This window comes from Chryseobacterium sp. L12 (assembly GCF_056133985.1).
In genome coordinates, this window is sequence record NZ_JBVYOF010000043.1 from 1 (window position 1) to 18,348 (window position 18,348).

General features: G+C 35.3%; 16 protein-coding genes. 7 read left to right on the top strand and 9 right to left on the bottom strand.

Annotated elements, in window-relative coordinates; translation table 11 throughout:
- The first annotated feature begins 143 nt into the window (after positions 1-143).
- Positions 144-638: a restriction endonuclease subunit S gene (locus tag AC0NBN_RS17205; protein ID WP_474468929.1), complete on the top strand. Its 495-nt coding sequence runs from the start codon at positions 144-146 to the stop codon at positions 636-638.
- On the opposite strand, the gene AC0NBN_RS17210 is transcribed toward AC0NBN_RS17205, so the two are convergent.
- Positions 631-1,650 carry a restriction endonuclease subunit S gene (locus AC0NBN_RS17210; protein ID WP_474468932.1) on the bottom strand — a complete coding sequence of 340 codons (1,020 nt, stop codon included), beginning with the start codon at positions 1,648-1,650 and terminating at the stop codon, positions 631-633. The genes AC0NBN_RS17205 and AC0NBN_RS17210 overlap by 8 nt on opposite strands.
- 84 nt (positions 1,651-1,734) lie before the next feature.
- Between AC0NBN_RS17210 and AC0NBN_RS17215 the strand changes: the two genes are divergently transcribed.
- Together AC0NBN_RS17215 and AC0NBN_RS17220 are read left to right on the top strand one after the other, a co-directional pair.
- Positions 1,735-2,661 carry a site-specific integrase gene (locus tag AC0NBN_RS17215; RefSeq protein ID WP_160813253.1) on the top strand — a complete coding sequence of 309 codons (927 nt, stop codon included), beginning with the start codon at positions 1,735-1,737 and terminating at the stop codon, positions 2,659-2,661.
- Between the two features lie 103 nt (positions 2,662-2,764).
- On the top strand, positions 2,765-5,638 hold the full coding sequence (locus tag AC0NBN_RS17220) for a type I restriction endonuclease subunit R (RefSeq protein WP_160813254.1): 2,874 nt from the start codon (positions 2,765-2,767) through the stop codon (positions 5,636-5,638).
- Positions 5,639-6,048: 410 nt separating this feature from the next.
- Here AC0NBN_RS17220 and AC0NBN_RS17225 read toward each other — a convergent pair whose 3' ends face one another.
- From AC0NBN_RS17225 to AC0NBN_RS17255, 7 genes are all read right to left on the bottom strand, one after another.
- On the bottom strand, positions 6,049-6,324 hold the full coding sequence (locus tag AC0NBN_RS17225; RefSeq protein ID WP_160813255.1) for a hypothetical protein: 276 nt from the start codon (positions 6,322-6,324) through the stop codon (positions 6,049-6,051).
- 556 nt (positions 6,325-6,880) lie between these two features.
- Positions 6,881-7,636, bottom strand: a complete 756-nt coding sequence (locus tag AC0NBN_RS17230) for an SDR family oxidoreductase (protein ID WP_160813256.1) — start codon at positions 7,634-7,636, stop codon at positions 6,881-6,883.
- 112 nt (positions 7,637-7,748) lie between these two features.
- Positions 7,749-7,964 (bottom strand): hypothetical protein, encoded by a 216-nt coding sequence (locus AC0NBN_RS17235; protein WP_160813257.1) that lies wholly within the window; start codon positions 7,962-7,964, stop codon positions 7,749-7,751.
- 35 nt (positions 7,965-7,999) lie between these two features.
- Positions 8,000-8,221, bottom strand: coding sequence for a hypothetical protein (locus AC0NBN_RS17240; protein WP_160813258.1), 222 nt, complete (start codon positions 8,219-8,221; stop codon positions 8,000-8,002).
- The gene (locus tag AC0NBN_RS17245; RefSeq protein WP_160813259.1) at positions 8,218-8,643 is read right to left on the bottom strand and encodes a transposase; all 426 of its coding nucleotides are present in this window, start codon (positions 8,641-8,643) and stop codon (positions 8,218-8,220) included. Before AC0NBN_RS17245 ends, AC0NBN_RS17240 begins: the two co-directional genes overlap by 4 nt.
- Before the next feature lie 92 nt (positions 8,644-8,735).
- Positions 8,736-9,275 carry a hypothetical protein gene (locus tag AC0NBN_RS17250; protein WP_160813260.1) on the bottom strand — a complete coding sequence of 180 codons (540 nt, stop codon included), beginning with the start codon at positions 9,273-9,275 and terminating at the stop codon, positions 8,736-8,738.
- 92 nt (positions 9,276-9,367) lie between these two features.
- A complete protein-coding gene (locus tag AC0NBN_RS17255) occupies positions 9,368-13,543 on the bottom strand; it encodes a DUF11 domain-containing protein (protein WP_160813261.1) in 4,176 nt (1,391 codons plus the stop codon).
- Positions 13,544-13,970: 427 nt separating this feature from the next.
- On the opposite strand from AC0NBN_RS17255, the gene AC0NBN_RS17260 reads away from it, so the two are divergent.
- Positions 13,971-14,384, top strand: coding sequence for a hypothetical protein (locus AC0NBN_RS17260; RefSeq protein ID WP_160813262.1), 414 nt, complete (start codon positions 13,971-13,973; stop codon positions 14,382-14,384).
- A 507-nt stretch (positions 14,385-14,891) separates the two neighbouring features.
- Positions 14,892-16,541, top strand: coding sequence for an AraC family transcriptional regulator (locus tag AC0NBN_RS17265; RefSeq protein ID WP_160813263.1), 1,650 nt, complete (start codon positions 14,892-14,894; stop codon positions 16,539-16,541).
- A gap of 112 nt (positions 16,542-16,653) precedes the next feature.
- Here AC0NBN_RS17265 and AC0NBN_RS17270 read toward each other — a convergent pair whose 3' ends face one another.
- Positions 16,654-17,106, bottom strand: a complete 453-nt coding sequence (locus tag AC0NBN_RS17270) for an integrase core domain-containing protein (RefSeq protein ID WP_160813264.1) — start codon at positions 17,104-17,106, stop codon at positions 16,654-16,656.
- A gap of 594 nt (positions 17,107-17,700) precedes the next feature.
- Between AC0NBN_RS17270 and AC0NBN_RS17275 the strand changes: the two genes are divergently transcribed.
- Positions 17,701-18,105, top strand: a complete 405-nt coding sequence (locus AC0NBN_RS17275; protein ID WP_160813265.1) for a single-stranded DNA-binding protein — start codon at positions 17,701-17,703, stop codon at positions 18,103-18,105.
- A 17-nt stretch (positions 18,106-18,122) separates the two neighbouring features.
- On the top strand, positions 18,123-18,332 hold the full coding sequence (locus AC0NBN_RS17280) for an addiction module toxin RelE (protein ID WP_160813266.1): 210 nt from the start codon (positions 18,123-18,125) through the stop codon (positions 18,330-18,332).
- The last annotated feature ends 16 nt before the right edge of the window (positions 18,333-18,348 follow it).

Here is an 18,348-nt window from a genome sequence, read left to right on the forward strand (position 1 = left end):
TTTTATCTATAAATTTCAATTGAACAGAGATTATTTTCTTACTAAGCGTATTCACATGGGAAAAAAAAACCTTAATTAAAGGGCTAAGTGAAAAGCTATTTTCGCAAGAAATCAGATTTAAGGAATTTACAGACAAATGGGAATTGAAGAAATTAGGAGACATATCAACCATAACAACTGGTTCTTCTAATCGAGAAGATTCTATGTTAAATGGAGAATATACGTTTTTTGACAGGTCACAAGATATTAGAACAAGTAGTAGATTTTTGTTTGATAAAGAAGCAGTAATTGTTCCAGGAGAAGGGCAAGAATTTATCCCTAAATATTTTATAGGAAAATTTGATCTTCATCAACGAACATATGCGATTTTTGATTTCAGAGGAATATATGGAAAATATTTATATTACCATTTACTTAATGATGATAAATATTTACAATCACAAGCAGTTGGTTCTACTGTAAAGTCATTACGATTGCCAATGTTTCAATCTATGCCTATCAAATCTCCTTGTTTAGATGAGCAAACTACCATTGCCAATTTTCTTTCTGTTATTGAAACAAAAATTCAAACAGAAAAAAATATTTTAGATAAATACCATTCTCAAAAACAATATTTGTTACAGAACCTATTTATATAAACAAGTTCTTTAAAAGGTTCTTTTTTTGTATCTCATATTTTTTTAATAACGTCTTTTCAAGATTTATTCTCTCATCAAGTGATGATAGTAATTTCTCAATATTACCTTGTTCATCAAGTGATGGGCAAAAAATTAATGATTCTCCATAATCCTTGAAATAGATATGTGGAATCCCAGAGCCAACTTTGTATTTCTCAAAGTTGAAGAATTTTAAACAGAAAAAAATATACTTCAAATTAACATCTGGTTTTACAGTTAGATAGTTCAAAGTACCAATAACCGAAAACTTATCTGATGCGTATTGAACCTTTCCAACTCCAGAACCATCTTTTATTATTAAAATCGCATCTTCATTAATTTGAGAATTTTCCGTAAATGAAATAACACCTGTAGCTCCATAAACTGGGTAAATTCCATTTTTATCAATTACATCGGATTCTGTTAATGATGATGAATGGCAAGAAACACAATTATTTATTTTCTTATTTGGTACTTGATTTAGAATTAGTTTCTGACAAAGCCCTTTAATTAAGGTTTCTAATTGTTCAATTATTTTGTTTTGAGTTTCTATTCTTTCATCGATTAGAGATAAGAATGAAGCGATTTTTTGTTGTTCATCAACACATGGAATATTAACATCTATTTGTTCGATTGTAGATTTAGAAAGGCTTGGAACTCCAGATGCTTCATTATATTTTAACCAATTTATCTGTTCAAAAATATTATAGACGAATTTTGGCAAGACATTTTTAAATGAATGAGTATAAAAAAGAGTATCAACGGTCCAAAATTTCCCATTGAAATACGAGGGTTTGTTAATAGTTCCTTTTCTCCCAATAAAAACACTTTCTCCTTCGTATAAAAAATCATCAACCAAAGTCATATACCCACCTGTTCCAAACACTGGAATAGTACCTTTTGATAAATGCTTGTAATCTTTCCCACTGCCAATAGTCAAAATACTTCCTATTTTTTCTCTATTCCACTCTCCTTCAAACCCTGGAAATCTCAAATTTGGGAACTTAGTTCCAAATCCATCTGGGGGATAAAGTGTCCTTAATTACTTTCCTTTGAGATTTTAAAAAATTAAATTATAATGAATGAACAAAAACAACTCTCAGAAGTGATTAACCTATGGAAAATAGACAAAAAACAGTATGTAAAAAAGTCCAGTTTCTCAGCTTATACGCTATTGATTGAAAATCATCTACTGCCTAATTTCGGCAACAAAATTGCGATTGAGGAAGCTGATGTCCAAAGCTTTGTTTTTCAAAAATTGGAAACGGGTTTAAGTCATAAAACAATTAAGGATATTTTAATTGTTCTGAAAATGATTTTGAAATTTGGAGCTAAAAACAAATGGTTACAGTATACCCCTTTTGATATTCAGTTTCCTACTGAACGAGAAAAGCATACTATTGAAGTGCTAACCAAGACTGATCAGAAAAAAATAATGAACTACATACAAGAGCATTTTACATTTAGGAATTTAGGTGTGTATATATGTTTAAGTGCAGGAATGCGTATTGGGGAAGTATGCGCCTTAACTTGGGAAGATATTGATACCGATAACGGAATTATCAGTGTTAAAAGAACCATCCAGCGTATTTATGTGATAGAAGATGGAACTCGTAGAACGGAATTAATTTTAGACACTCCTAAAACTAAAAACTCTATTCGTGAGATTCCAATAAGTAAGGATTTATTACGAATACTCAAACCATTTAAAAAGATAGTTAATCCCTCGTTCTTTGTATTGACAAACGATGCCAAACCAACGGAGCCAAGAACCTATAGAAGCTATTACAAAAACTTAATGAAGGAACTAAAAATGCCTGAGCTTAAATTTCACGGGTTAAGACATAGTTTCGCCACCCGATGTATTGAAAGTAATTGTGATTACAAAACAGTTAGTGTATTATTGGGGCACTCAAATATAAGTACAACATTAAATTTATATGTTCATCCAAATATGGAACAAAAGAAGAAAGCCATCGAACAGATGTTTAAAGCTTTGAGATAAGTTTATATTATGAATTAGGAGGTAGTAATGAATTGAGATTACTTTATTTTGTTAAATTTGTGTGTAGATAAAAAACACGGTTAACTCCTAATTCATAATTATTTTGAGCAAACAGTCTGAACAAATTTTAGAAGAACAACTCCTTAGCCAATTACAAAAATTGGGATATAAATACGTTACGATAGCTGATGAAAAATCTTTGTTAGCAAACCTTAAAACGCAATTAGAAAAGCACAATCATATACAATTTAGCGAGAGTGAATTTGAAAAAGTATTAAACATTCTCAATAAGGGATCTGTCTTTGAAAAAGCCAAGGTATTAAGAGAAAAGAAGCATCATATCATTAGGGATAATGGCGATAATCTCTATTTTGAATTTCTTAATGTGGAACATTGGTGTCAAAATGAATATCAGGTAACCAATCAGATTACACAGGAAGGAAAATATCAGAATCGTTATGATGTCACGCTGTTGATTAACGGTTTACCCTTAGTACAAATCGAACTAAAGCGAAGAGGTTTGGAAATGAAGGAAGCTTTCAATCAAATAAACCGCTATCAAAAACATAGCTTTGGTGCTGGAAAAGGTTTGTTTCACTTTGTACAATTATTCATTATCAGTAACGGTGTAAATACCAAATATTTCAGCAATTTTGGTTCGCACAAACAAGAATACCTGCAAACTTTTCACTGGACAGATGAACAGAATAATCCACTCAACAACATACTGAATGGTTTTACGGATGCTTTTTTAGAGCCTTGCCACATCAGCAAAATGATATGTAAGTACATTGTGTTGAATGAAACTGCTAAAGCTTTAATGGTGCTTCGACCGTATCAGTACTATGCAGTAGAAAATATAATAAAAAAGGTAAAAGAAAATGAAATTCTGAACGGTTATAATATTGAAAAAAACGGATATATTTGGCATACAACAGGAAGTGGTAAAACTTTAACCAGTTTTAAAGCTAGTCAGATTCTATCGAATATTCCAGCCATCAAAAAGGTGGTTTTTGTGGTGGATCGAAAAGATTTAGACTATCAAACCAATCAGGAGTATGATAATTTCAGTAAAGGTTCTGTTAGCTCAGCTACGAATACAGATGATTTGATTCGAAAATTTAATGATTCGAATGTTCGAATCATTGTTACAACTATTCAAAAGTTGAATAATGCGATTTCAGGTAGAAACCTATCTAAAATGAAAACAATTCAGAATGAAAGAATGGTCTTTATCTTTGATGAATGTCACCGCTCGCAATTTGGTGATACCCATAAAAACATCATCAATTATTTCACTAACATCCAGTTGTTTGGTTTTACAGGTACACCTATTTTGGCAGAGAATGCCGATGGAGAAAAAACAACCGCAAGCTTATTTGGAAAGTGTTTACATAAATATGTAATTACGGATGCCATACGTGACGAAAATGTTTTGAAATTCTCCGTTGAATACATTCAAACTTTTAAACAGAAAGAACATATCATTGATTTGAAAATAGAGCAAATCAACGAGACAGAAGTCTTTGAAGCTCCTGAACGTAAAGAAGCCATCGCAGATTATATCATTCAGTATCATGATCAGAAAACACAAAGCAAGAAATTCTGTGCGATGATGTGTGTACAGGATATTGATTCGGTTATTCAATACTATGAAATTTTTAAGCGTAAAAAATTAAATGGGGAGCATAATCTTAAAATAACAACGATCTTTAGTTTTACTCAGAACGAGGAAGAAATGGAAGAACAAGTAGCTGCTCAAATCAATATGGCTGCTGAACCTCAAACCCAATACGGATATAAACCACATCGCAGGGAGTTATTGGAAAATTATGTCGAAGATTTCAATGAAATGTTTGGTGAAAAACAAAACATCAAAGATACGGAAGGATACTACAATTATTACAATGCCATAGCGAAAAAATCGAAACATCCAAAACACGAAGCGGATATTTTATTAGTTGCCAATATGTTTTTGACAGGATTCGATAGTAAATCTTTGAACACTTTATATGTTGATAAAAACCTTCAATATCACGGACTAATACAAGCTTTTAGCCGAACCAACCGTATATTAGATAAGAACAAAACCCAAGGAAATATTGTTTGTTTCAGAAATTTAAAAGATAAAACAGACGAAGCTATTGCTTTGTTCAGTAATAAGGAAGCTATTGATGAAATCATAGTTGAACCTTATGAGATTTATGTTGATAAATTTAATGAAGCCACACAAAAACTATTAGAAATCGTTCCAGAAGTTGCGTCTGTTGATGGACTATATTCGGAAGAAGATAAGTTACAGTTTATCTTAGCTTTTCGTGCTTTGATTCGCCTGCACAAAAAGATGAGTCATTATACAGAATTTACTTGGGATGATTTACAGATTGAAGAACAACTATTTGCAGATTACACCAGTAAGTATTTGGATTTAAAAGATGGACTGGGAACAGGTCCTTCACCTGAAAAAACATCTATTCTCAATGATATAGATTTTGAATTAGAATTGATAAGACGTGATACGATTAATGTTACGTATATTATTCAATTGTTGGTCAAATTCAAATCCAAACACAGTGCTAAAGATAAAGAAAGTATTGAAAAAGAGATTGCCAACTTATTGAATACAGAGGTTTCATTAAGAAGTAAAAGAGAATTGATTGATAAATTTATTCAAGAGAGCCTACCAAATATTGAAAATACGGATACTATTCCCGAAGAATTTGAAAAATTCTGGAACATAGAACAAGATAAAGCACTTCAAGAATTGGTCAAAACTGAAAATCTATCTGAAGAAAAAACGGAAAGATTAATCGAAAACTATCTTTTTACTGAGCGTGAACCATTACGAAAAGAAATTTTAGCACTTCGAGAAGAAGGCAGACCGAGTGTATTAAAATCTAAAGAAATCGGAGATCGTATTCTAAATAAAATCTTAGGGTTCGTAGAAACTTTTGTTAATGGAATATCAGGCAATTAATGTTTTATTCTAGTAGTTAGTTATAAGAATCAAAAATATTTAAGAGTGATAATTAAAGGATAGGTAACTTGAAACCTATCTTTTGTTTTTTTGTATATTATGCTATAATCGAACAAAAATATTGAAAATCAAAAAAGATAGAGACCGTTACTAAATCGTTACCTGACTTTTTTGATAATCTAAATTTTTCAAAACATCAGACTTTTTATAAGAACGGTATTTGTGGTTATTTTCATAAAAAATATTTAAATCGAAAATTATTTGATTTAACGCTAAAATATCTAGAGTCGACAAGTTGTCTTTATGAAGAATCTCCTCACACTTCTTTGTTTTTTCTGGATATTTTTTTCCAAAATATCAGCGAATATCAATTTGTAATTGGGTGATTGGCTGTTCATTTCACAATTGTATTATAATAAATTCATCACCTTATATTCAGGATTTTCGCCTTTATAGTAGAAGAAGTTTTTGTACTCAATCCAAAAAATATATTCGGTGAGCGCAATATCAATTACCTTATCTTCTTCGAAAATGAATGCAATTTCGTCCTTGAAAATCCCCCAACGGTATTTGTGGTAGAACCATATTTCGGCATCAGAATTTTTCAATGGTTTTTTCCACTCTTTCCTAATCTTTTCCTTTGACTGATGAAGGTGTTTTTCAACTAATATTTTGAGTTTTTGCATTTCTTTATTATTTATGCAGTATCGTTTTCGGGATTCTATGTCATTCTATTATCTGGACTTTCCGTGTTTCTACAGAAAATCAACTTCCCTTTTCTCTCTATGTGAAATCTTTTTTTTGATGGTTTTTCATGCTTGTGAGAATTTGTCTTTTTGAAATCTAATACTCCAGATTTTGAAAAGTTTATATTCATATTCCATATAAATAACGTGAGTTCGGGTTAAGGAATAAACTTAATAACCTACTAATAATTTATCGCAAAGCGAAACAAAAATTTTTTACTTTTTTGAATGCCTTTTAAGCTAAAGCAAGTCACTTCATTTATTGAAGTACTACAAAACTTTGTATTTTTTTTAAGTTTAGTTTATACTGATCGAAGCCGAATTACCTTTGTTTTTTTTTCTTAAATTACTGAAAATAAATGACATATGATTCATTTTTTAACTTTGTGTTTAGAAAATATTATACCGACCTCAGGTTAAATAAAAAGTAAAGACAAACAGAAACATAATAGTATAATCCATCACATTTGACTTTACTTTTCAAAAAAGATGGATTTTATCTTGTGGTATAACCTCCGTTGGCAAAAATGGTTTGCCCAGTGATCCACCAACCGTCTGTCACCAAAAATTCTACTAAAGGAGAAATGTCTTTAATATCTGTTAAACCTCCTAAAGCCGAAGCAGATTTATGATAAGCTACCGCATCTTCACTTTCCTGTCCGTAAAAAAACGGAGTATCCATAGGACCGGGAGCTACGGCAGTTACCGAAATCCCCCTGCTCCCAAATTCTTTCGATGCGGCTCTGGTAAAGTGCTCCACAGGTGCCTTCATACCTTCATAGGTAGAATAAAGTCCTGTATATGCTGCCAAAAGTGAAGTAACAATTGTACAAATTTTACCATTGTTACTTAAGGTTTTCCCTGCCTCCTGTATAAAAAAATAGGCCACTTTCGAGTTGATATCGCTCATCATATCATATTCTTCCTCCGTCGTTTCTACAAAAGGTTTTTTCAGTACCATTCCGACGGTGTTGATGGCAATGTCCACTGCTCCAAACCTGGCAATTGTTTCATCAAAAAAGCGAGTTATATTTTTTACATCGGTAAGATCTGCCTGAAACAAAAATACTTCGGCACCCAGATCCTGCACTTCTACCAATGTTTTTTCGGCATCTGCTTTGGTAGCATCGGAGTTGTAATGAATGGCGAGTCTGGCTCCCATTTTGGCAAAATTCCGGCTCAATAAGCCGCCAAGATTTTTAGCACCTCCTGCTATTAAAACTACTTTTCCTTTTAAATTTTGTTCTGTCATGATTTTATGGATTATGTTAGTGTATTATTATGATTTTTTTCTTAACCTCCTAAGGAATCTGTATTATTGTAGGTCTTTTAAAAGCCTTACAAATTATCCGCTCTGCCTGCAATCAATATCCGAGTTTTGCATAGCTCTTCTTTATTTTAATCTGATGGGCTGTTTCCTCTTTAAACAGAATGAGTAGAAATGTTTTTTTGCCTATCCAATTGGTTTTGAGATGATACGACCATATTTTGGAATGGTAATAGTTGAAATCGGAACCCAATTCTTCTATTATTTCTTTTTTATCTTTACCAATTAAATATTGATAATCCGAAATTTTCATAAGGTTTAAATTGTTTCAATTAGTATAGCCCGGTTTTATCCGATAAAATAATCCCGTACCAGCCCTTTGTGGAAGTACAGGTAAAGTCTTTTTCTGAACAGTCCGAAAAAATAGCGTTCCAGTATAAAAATACATTCTTCATTACATTTCTTTTCTAAAGGAAAATCCAATACCTTTTCTATCTCTTCAATTCTTTTACCTTTAATATTTTTTTCAAAGTCTTCCGAATCTAGAAAACCAATTACAGACTTTTTCATTTCTTATATTTGCTTATCCATTTGTACAAGGTTGTTTTAGGGATTCTGTATTTTTTCATCACTTCATCTTTAGTCATTTCTTTTGTTGCTATTTGTTCAAGAATAAAATCAATGACTTCTTTGGTGTAGATATTCTTCCGGAACTGCGGAAGAGTAGATGTTCTCCTTTGTTCTTTCCTATCTTCTTTTGCCGATGTTGATGCATATAACATCAGATGCTGGGTATACAGCCTGAAAAAATCATACTCCAGCAGCTTGCTCCATCTTAGAAGAATATCAGTCGGAAGGTTTTCCTGTGTGTACATTTCTTTTGCTTTCTCCTCGGTACAACGCAGAAAATTACAGATGCGGGATATTTCTATCCCGCTTTCTGCAACTCTTTTTTCAATCATTTGTCCGATATGGATGTTTTTGAAATTCATCTGTTATTGTTTTTACCTTCAATTTTTTTTAAATGGTTGCAGAAAAAATCTTCTGCAACCTAAAAAATTATTTATGTATTTAGAACCGCATTCTAAGGTTTCCAGAAAGACCATACCTTTCCGTTGTATACGGCAAGCTGCTTAGCAGTAGTATCGTATACCATCATGCCCGGTGCAGGATTATAAATATTCAGATGAGGACTTGCTACTTTGGGAAGAATCATTGCTTTGTTTGTATCCGAAAGTACCAAAATACCGGGAGTGGAATTAGTAGCTCCGTCTGCTCCGATTACCGTTTTGGCAGATGCCTTTTCGTCTTTGGTGGTTTGGATGCTGATGTCTACCACTCCGATAGTAGCTGTCGTACCATCATCTTCGCTTAGGTTTGCCCAGGTAGATGCTCCGTTCTTATACTTTACCTTATGGTCGGTAACATCATAAATTAACGTACCTTCTTCGGTAATACCTGTTTTGGTTTCTACATAAGGAAGTATTAATCCTTTGTTTTCGGTATCGGTAAACTCCAATGATACCGAGGTATTGGTAGTTTCTTGTTTGCCTATCGCGACTTGTGCCTGCATCAGCGAGCACGTCACGAGCAGCAGTATAGCAGTTATATTAATTTTTGTCATTTTTCAGTAAATATTTTAAATTTTCGTTTTTTATATAAGTTGAAAAGTAACTTATAGCCCTCCTGTGGAGGACTATAAGAATTACTATTTTATTAATTTGCCGAGAAGCCTGCTTTTTGCAACGCATACGACATCAGGTTGTGGATAAATATCTCCTGTGGAGTATCGATAATCGTTCCCGATACAGAAGCATTACGGAATATGCCTTCATCGTACACGAAGATGGCTCTGCCTCCATTACCTGCTGTATATACACCAATATAGCCTGTATCTGTGGCTGTGGGGTAGTTCATATAGCTGATAATAGACGATCCTGCAGGGATATTGGCAACCGGAGGCAGTGAGGAGCCGTTAGCTCCGGTAATGGTAATACCTCCTCCTGTACCAAAAGTACTGTTGCTTACCGCATTGTTCAGCGTTCTTGCCTTAGCATTAGCACCAGCCGGAGCATCAGGTCCCGGACTTACGAAGCCACTGCCTCCAAAAGCGGTATTGATTACATTACCCACATTAAGTCCATCCATCAAAACGAAAACCACACCACCTAAATCGGTGTATTCTTTGATTTTCGTTGCGCTTGCGGCAGTCATAATATTATAGCCTGTAACGATGATATCGTATTTTGCTTTTAGCTGTGCTGCACTGAATGCGGCGGCTGTAGCATTGATATCCGTATTGGCATTAATCCACGTCCAGCCATTGATTCCTTTAAAAGTTCCGGAAGCACTATAGTTGGCTGTGTTTTCGAGCTGACTTTTAAATTGGCCATGATTGCTGTTGAAATTATATCCTGAAGTTCCCCAGAAACCTATATTTACATTTCTAGGGGCAAGAGGATAAGAAGAATCTGTATCCGGGCACGCCTGCGTAGTTACACAATGCCAAGCCATAGAGGTATCTCCTTCTTTCAGGGTATATACTTTCATACATTTGTTGGTGGTATCGTACACCATCATCCCTTCTACAAAGTTGGCCGTAGGGATACCTACCGGATTACCTCCGCTGAATGCTACTCTGTTCGGTACAAATCCTTTGGTTTGTGATTCCAGAGCAATGTATCCTCCTTTACGTACCATTGGCCAGTTATCCGGGTCATCTGCTCCGGCTCTTGACAATGAAGTGATACCTACTTTGGTTGGAAGCTCTTTACTTGCATCCAACAAGCCCGGCTTGTAGCAGTATGGCAGTGTACAACTGCTATTTGCAAACGTAATAGAGCTGGTGCTACTAAAACGCAATCCTCTTGCGAGTGAAGGATAGTTATTTTCCGTAAAAACAGTTCCATTCGAATAGGCCGAATAGCGGTAAACATATGTTTGTCCCGGTATTGCGTTAATAGCACGAGTTGAAGTATCACCGGTAGTATTAACAGCCGTTTGCATCAAAGGCTTTAACCAAAAACCGGAGCGGTACAAACCAGCAACATGATCAGTGGTATTATTATTAGAGGTTATCAATGACAGAGTATTTGATTTGATAACATATCCTGACGGTACTACCGGATAATTCCCAATGGTAATGTTAAATTTACCTAGAGGATCTAAGTTACCATCAAAAATTTTCGTTGTGAACAGATTGTCTGTAGTGTCCGGTGAAACCATGGTTTCGTTGGTACTGTTGTTGGAAGGCAGGCCATTATACAGTCTTCCTGTTCCAACAGATGTTTTGGGTGATATAGTAACTCCTGAATTAACACCTAATCCTTCCCACTGGTTATCTATTCCAAATTGGTTGCTGAGATCGGTGTAGGTTACCGGTAAACTAAACTGGTTACCTATTCCCGGTACGGCAGTACCGCTTGTAAGCTTGTACACAAGGTTTATCGTTCCTCCGTCCGGTGCTATGGTATTGGCAGCCACAGTGGCATCTGAATCTATGGTATAAACAGATTCATCTCCTGTACAGGTATAAATAGTAGTGCTGATGGCGGAACTGTTATTTGCGATATTGGTATCAGCAGCATACTCTGCTGTAGCGGTATTGGTAATCACTGCTCCGCTTGTAGTACCTACCGTACCTGTAACGGTAAAGGTAACACCACTGTCTGCCGGAAGACTTGGGATGGTAAGCCCGGCTCCCTGTAATGCAGCGAGTGTAACGGATGATGGGCAAACTGCTGAACCAAGCGTACCGGAACCTGCAGTACAGGTGATGCCTGTTGCCGTAAAATTAGCTACGGCAGGATCTTTTACTATGACATTGGCAGCATTGCTTGAACCATTATTGGTAACATGTATGCTGTAGCTGATGGTGCTGCCTGTCTGTGCAGACAAAGGTCCTGTTTTGTTCACCTGTATGTCTACCAGAGAAACCGATACAGTAACTACATTGCTGTAGGCTGTACATACGGCACCGGATAGAGTAGAGGTATCTGCTCTTCGATACTGTGTGGTTGTCGTGATGCCAGCAGGGGGATCGTAGGTAGTGGAATTCGCTCCGGAGATATTGTTCCATGTAGCTCCGTTATCGGTGCTGCTTTGCCATTGGTAACTGAGCGTACCAGATCCTGTAGCAGCAGTGGTTGTAGTAAATGCCGCGGGATCACCTCCTGTTGATACAGATTGATTTGCTGCTATTACTCCTGGTGTAACGCTATTGGCCACAAGTGTAATTTCTTTTGATATAGTACCGCCACAAGATGACGGAGATGTATATTGTATAACTGCATTGCCTCCACCGGTAAAGGTAACAAGCCCTGTACTGCTTACAGTGGCAGGCCCGCTGGTAACCGAATAGGTACCACCACTTGGTGATCCTGCCAGCTGAAGAGTTGCTCCACTGCAATAGGGGCCTGCAGTAGGTACGGTAACATTTACTGGTTCTGCAGCGCATATTTCCACCGGGGCGGTATTAAAAGTATATGAATCTTCATCTACATTAGCAGCAGACCCATTTCCCATAGATCCATTAATACGATGCCCTACATACCCGAAATTGCTGCTACATTCTTTTACAAGCATAGTGGTATGACCACCACTTTCCACGGCTATAATTTTATCTGTTGAGGTAACTCCTAGTGGCATTTGAGGATTAGCAGGATTAGCAGTCCCTCCAATCATATTAGTTGAGTTACGTCCCCATGTGTATAAATTAGCAGAGGTTGTGAGTACATTCATAGATGGAAATAAACCATCATTTTCCTGAGGGCTGATCCATGCAATATTGTCCATCACCTGTCCTGTAGTTGAAGTATATCGGGGTTGTACCCAGCTTGTTCTATTAGTAGTGCTCCAATCTCCGAGTTGTCTATGTGAGTTCATCCCTAATGAATAAAGATTCCCATCTGTCATTAAAACGTAATATGAGGGACCAACGGTTACGCCAATCATTTTGGGAGTTCCTGAGGGTTTTATCATTTCAGTGGCTCTTGTTCTACTTGTAACAGCAGTGGTATTTCCTAAAAAAGTTTTACTTCCCCATGTCCACAGAGTGCCATCTGATTTCAAAGCCATAAGTGTAGTAGTATTATCTGATCCTCCACCATTAAAGTCATTAAAAACAATCCTAGCTGCTATTATATTTGACAAGTAGTTGCCTGCACTAATTTCCACTTGAGACCATACGGTGTTGGAGCCAGTACTACCATTTCCACGGCTCGCAGCTACTTGAGATAAGACCCATACATCGCCACTACAAGTAACAATAACTAAACTGGTAGAAGCGGCGGTAATCATTTTAACGTCCGAAGGAGTAACCCCAACAGGTAACCCATCTGCTTTTCCATTGACAGATATTTTTTGAAAAGTGGTATTGCTTGTAATACTGTTAGCGATTACACGTCCTTCCTGTCCCCAAGCATAGAGGCCATTGGATGCTAATACAATAAATTGTGAATTGGCATAACCTGAACCTACAGAGGTGCCATCGGAACCAGCTGTTACTTTTAATACTTTAGCTGTTCCTAATGAAGGATAATTGGTGCTATTTAGATCTTGAGGAGTTAAAAAATTATTTCCATAAGTTCCGGTATTGGTAATAGCTTCTCCCCATACTTTAAACCCTCCGGAAGAGGTACGTATCATAGAAGCATGGTAGGAAGACACAAAGTTGTCGTACTCTATGGTAGCGGGATCGTTATACGTAAGTGTTTTAAGAAAGGCGTTGTCGTAGTTGGTATTGCTACAGCCTTCTCCTGTTGCAAAGCCGCAAAGCTGTGCCCTTACCTGCACAGATATAAAAAGCAGCATCCCTGCCAACAGGAACAAACGATGCCATTTACTATATCGCAAGCCCTTGCCGTTGGATTTTACAAAATTGTTATTTTTCATTATTTATTTAAGTTTATTGTTAATACAAATACTTCCTTACGGATTGCAGAAGTATTCATAAAAGTATTGGTAACCTGAAAGAAATGATTTCCCGAAATGAAACTTGAAGATCATTTCTATTATTTATATGTCCTATCGTGCTGCCTCCTCATGTATAACCAGATACACTGTGGAGCATATGCACTTTTCCGGACCTATAAATTAGACATTGATAACATGTGGAGGCGGCCTGTGAAATCTCTGCCCCTTAAAATGAAGAGAGATGATAAAAAATTCTTTAGAAAAAAGATTTTTGAAGCGAACAAGTAAAGAAGCAAACGATTCCCCAGCTTCATACATGCTAATTACATGCTTAAATGAATATTGAGAAGATGATGCTGTAGCCAGTGGCCCTTTGCCCTGGCTGCTATGAAAAAAAAAATCTGATGTGTCACCTGTAAAACGAAATCGGGGTTTTGGATGGTATTCTGCCTTACGAGGCTCTGTATGTATTCCTGCATTCTTTTCAGATTTTTTTTGGGAGACTGATTTAGATGGTGCAGGTATTTTTTTTACAGATTCTATTTCTATAATCTGCAATCCTGAGCAATTGTTATCACCGGATACGGTAATAAAGGCTCCTTTTGTGATGAATACTTTTCCTGTGGCAACAACTTCGGAGTCGGGATTTTTTTGGTCTCCAAAAACAAGGGAAAAACAAAAAAGCAATGACAATAACAGAGGTTTCCTTAGATTTTTAGGAAACCTCAATGCTAAATTTTTTTTCAGTTTTGTTTTCAGAATCATAGCCTTTATATCACATATCGTTTTACCAAATACTATTTTATACCGAAGAAAATAGCATTGATAAAAATGACAGGAATATGGAACAGAGTTTAGATCCTGTTTTTTTTCATAATCAAAATCAAATCTCTCCCAAAAGCCTATCATGATTATTATAATGTATTGTGTTTTTGATTGGTCATTATATTATAGATGTAATATGAATGACTCTACAAATATGGGCGGACTAAGAGATGAATAGCAAATAAATGTTTGAATGATTCATAAATTATGAATTTTTCACAGATGCGAAATTGATTGTTTTACAAATAAGAGGTATTGATGATCAGTGTATTAGTGTTTTTTTTACTTATGTAAGCTTCAAAAGTATTTTTTTTCGGACATCAGTTGACATAATTTATGAATATTGTATTTTTGGGGGATTCAATATTCAATTATGATATAATTTCATAATGCTGGCGATGGAAATGAAGGTGAAGCGATATAGTGAATTTTTTTTTCAATTAATTTCGAGAATGAACGTATAGGCAGTTCATATTAATCCACTATAAAATAAAGAGTACTTATGAAAAAGCAATTTTATATTTTTCTTATCCTTTTTTTATTCTTTTCTACCCTCGTAGGGATTGCTTATCAATCAGAAATTTCTAACAATTCTATCCCGAACGAGACCATTGATAAACAAATAACGGAAACAACCTCCTTAATGAACTCCGATGGCAGTAAAATAGAGCATTATGAAAAAATATTACTTCAGTTAAAAGCAAGATCAGAAAGGTTGAACTATGAAAACGGTATACTGCGAAGTGGAAATCTGCTGATGAGAGTATACTATGAACAAGGAAAATACAAGATGGTCGTGGAACTGGGGAGTGAGCTGAAGAGCAAAATAAATAAGTATAATAGTACTCCTAAACATATTATTTCTAATATATACAGACGGAATGCATTGTCTTTGAGTTCTCTGGGACTTGATGATGCCGGTATGAGGGATTTCAAAAAAGCGATTGGTTATGCTAAGGAGATAGAAAAAGAAGGCAGTAGGTTGTATAATCTTTCTCTGTGCTATGAAAATATGACTGTAATCTATAACAATGAACATTTTAACGGTAATACAAAATATAGAGATTCTATAAGACATTATCTGAACAAAGGTCTTGACATGGCAACAGGTATCCATGATAATGATAAGGAAATAACCAGAAAACTGAAGTATAGTCAGATTCTTTTTATAGATATACGTCTGGGTATCTTCTTTCTTGAACAGTCTGATGTAAAAGGAAGTATTGAGAAAGCGGAAAAATACCTTTTGGATGCTCTGAGAATTTATGAAGCCGAAAAGCATGATATACTACCGGGATATAAGGTAATACTGATGAATCAGCTAAGCTGGCTGTACATGGAGAAAAAAGAACCAGAAAAATCCATAGAGTATGCCAACCGCGCATTGCAGCTGGAAAAGGTGAATAGAGATCCGCATGACAGGATAGAGTCTTATGAGTTTTTGACGGATTCTTATCTTAGACTGGGTGAAAATGAGAAATCGAGATATTATATGAAGGAATATTCCCATCTGAAAGATAGCTTAGCCTATGTTCAAAAGAATAATGCCGATACGATCATGAAAAAGCTGGTAACCCAAGTTGATGATGAATATATAGAAAAAAGAAAAAAAATGTTAGCTTTTATCTTCATATCAACTCTAATTGTTATTCTGGTTATAGTATTACTATGGAAAAGAAAAAACAAACACATTCATAGAAAATATGAACAGATGATTGAAAAACTGAAAAATGATGAAATAGGTAAGAAAATCAAATCATCTGCTTCTCAAACAAGCAATACGATCACCAGCGAAACAGAAGAAAAGCTATTGTCCGACCTTGAAGACTTTGAAGGATCTGAGCTATTTCTCAAAAAAGATATCACGCTCCGCTTTCTTTCTGACCAATTTGGCAGCAATACAAAATATTTATCAGAGATCATTAATAAGAATAAATCTCAAAATTTCAATAACTACATTAATCAATTAAGAGTAAATTATATCGTTCACAAGCTATACAATGAGCCCAAATACAGAGAATATAAAATAAGTTATCTGGCAGAGGCATGCGGGTTTGCCTCTCCACAGGTTTTTGCAACTGCATTCAAGAGAGTATATAGAGTGACGCCTTTCTATTTTATACAGAATCTGAAAAAAGATGCCCCCCTATAACGAAGGCAGTATTCTTAGTCTGAGTAATTATTTTAATAGGGCATATTCTCAAAAAGGATCGTGTGTGTATTATCCTGAAATAGTTGACACATTTTTAAGTTATTTGATGGTTCTAAATTAGCATTTTTTTTCGTTTGTAAGATTTATATTTTACATTTTCTTTGGCGTGCACTTTTGCAGGTGTTTGAAGCCCGAGGGAAAAATGTAAACTCTGATTGTTGTAGATTTCAACGGCCTGTTTCACCATCTTTTCTGCTGTTTTGAAGTCGAGCAGGATTTCCTTCAGACCATATTCATACTTCAACATTCGATTGATTCGTTCAGCAATAGCATTCTCGTAGGGATTGGAATTCTGCGTGTTAGAGAGCAAAATTTGTTGTTTATCTGTAAAATCGGTGAATTCCGGAACGCAATATTGGATTCCACGATCGGAGTGATGGATGAGTTTCCGATTTGGGAATAAACGCTGTTTTAGAGCCATTTTAAGCGTATCGACCACGATTTCTGTCCGCAGGTGGTCTGCGAGTTTGAAACCGACAATTTTCTTGGAATACGCATCTGTCACCAGGGCGATTCTTTTAATTAGATAACCTAATTATTGACAGAAGCTGTTATACTCATATTTCAAATTAATTTTTCCGACTCAAAAACATCTGCCAAATCGCTTCCAACTGTGGTTTGGTTTTTTACTATTGCAAATGTAGGACAGCATCATTCACACAAAAAAATCTTTTTGGGTATCTAAAAAAATTCTTTCCGCTCCACTCCAACAATTTTTCCAGACACTCCTAAATCCTTCGGACAAAAAAAATTCAAGCCCGATTCAAAACTTGTAAGCAATTATGGGAGTTGAATCGGGTTTTGTGTGTCTGATACTGTCCTATAATCATCGGCAAAGAAAAAGCCGGAACCTCAGTTATACGAATCAATTTAACAGCAGACGTTCTTTGACATCAACGGAAAAATCAACAAAAAAATAAAGATAAATACTGCTTTTCCAAAAAAAATAAAAGAGAAATCGAAGAATGAGATTCGCCGATTCCTTAAAAAAAAATAAACCAGTAGAGGCAAAAGCCGAGTGTCCTCGATACCAAATCAATTCACTCGAAGATTTTAACCAACAATTCACTAAAAAATTAACAAATTAAATCGAAAAATCATGAACATCATCGTAGGCAGAATTACTCAAAATGCAGTAATCAACATCTTAAAAAACGACAAAAAAGTAGTAAACTTTTCAGTAGCCATTAATGACAGCTACAAAACCAAACAAGGGGAACGCAGAGAACAAACTACCTACTACAATTGCTCTTATTGGATAAATACCAAAATAGCAGAGTTTCTTACCAAAGGCACTTTAGTGGAATTATCGGGCAGAACAAGCAGTAGTGCGTGGATAGGAAAGGACGGAGAAATAAAGTCTGGACTGAACTTCCGTACATCAAACATCAAATTGCATGGTGGAAAGCAAAAATCTGAACCCAATAGCCATCCAATAGCTAATCAACAGAATGTCAATGACAATCCTTTTTCCGATGAAACTGATGACGATTTGCCATTTTAACCCAACCACAGAGAATTATGGAAGCACAATTTAATTTTCAAGTAAAACACAGAAATAACAAAATAGATTGGGAACATGTAGCCGTAGGTTATCAAATCTTTTGTGACAGAATCACAGCAATACGCTATGCAAGGAAACTTTCCAAAATATTCAAATCAGAAATCAGAATGACACAAGGAGCAAATCCATTTAAAGCAAGCGGAACATACATTTATGAAATCGAATAATCTTTAAGAATCAGAA

Excerpts from the sequence above, each read along its gene's own strand:
- AC0NBN_RS17245 (WP_160813259.1), bottom strand. The coding sequence starts at position 8,643 with ATGAATTTCAAAAACATCCATATCGGACAAATGATTGAAAAAAGAGTT.
- AC0NBN_RS17225 (WP_160813255.1), bottom strand. The coding sequence starts at position 6,324 with ATGCAAAAACTCAAAATATTAGTTGAAAAACACCTTCATCAGTCAAAG.
- AC0NBN_RS17230 (WP_160813256.1), bottom strand. The coding sequence starts at position 7,636 with ATGACAGAACAAAATTTAAAAGGAAAAGTAGTTTTAATAGCAGGAGGT.
- AC0NBN_RS17265 (WP_160813263.1), top strand. The coding sequence starts at position 14,892 with ATGAAAAAGCAATTTTATATTTTTCTTATCCTTTTTTTATTCTTTTCT.
- AC0NBN_RS17250 (WP_160813260.1), bottom strand. The coding sequence starts at position 9,275 with ATGACAAAAATTAATATAACTGCTATACTGCTGCTCGTGACGTGCTCG.
- AC0NBN_RS17255 (WP_160813261.1), bottom strand. The coding sequence starts at position 13,543 with ATGAAAAATAACAATTTTGTAAAATCCAACGGCAAGGGCTTGCGATAT.
- AC0NBN_RS17275 (WP_160813265.1), top strand. The coding sequence starts at position 17,701 with ATGAACATCATCGTAGGCAGAATTACTCAAAATGCAGTAATCAACATC.
- AC0NBN_RS17235 (WP_160813257.1), bottom strand. The coding sequence starts at position 7,964 with ATGAAAATTTCGGATTATCAATATTTAATTGGTAAAGATAAAAAAGAA.
- AC0NBN_RS17215 (WP_160813253.1), top strand. The coding sequence starts at position 1,735 with ATGAATGAACAAAAACAACTCTCAGAAGTGATTAACCTATGGAAAATA.
- AC0NBN_RS17240 (WP_160813258.1), bottom strand. The coding sequence starts at position 8,221 with ATGAAAAAGTCTGTAATTGGTTTTCTAGATTCGGAAGACTTTGAAAAA.
- AC0NBN_RS17280 (WP_160813266.1), top strand. The coding sequence starts at position 18,123 with ATGGAAGCACAATTTAATTTTCAAGTAAAACACAGAAATAACAAAATA.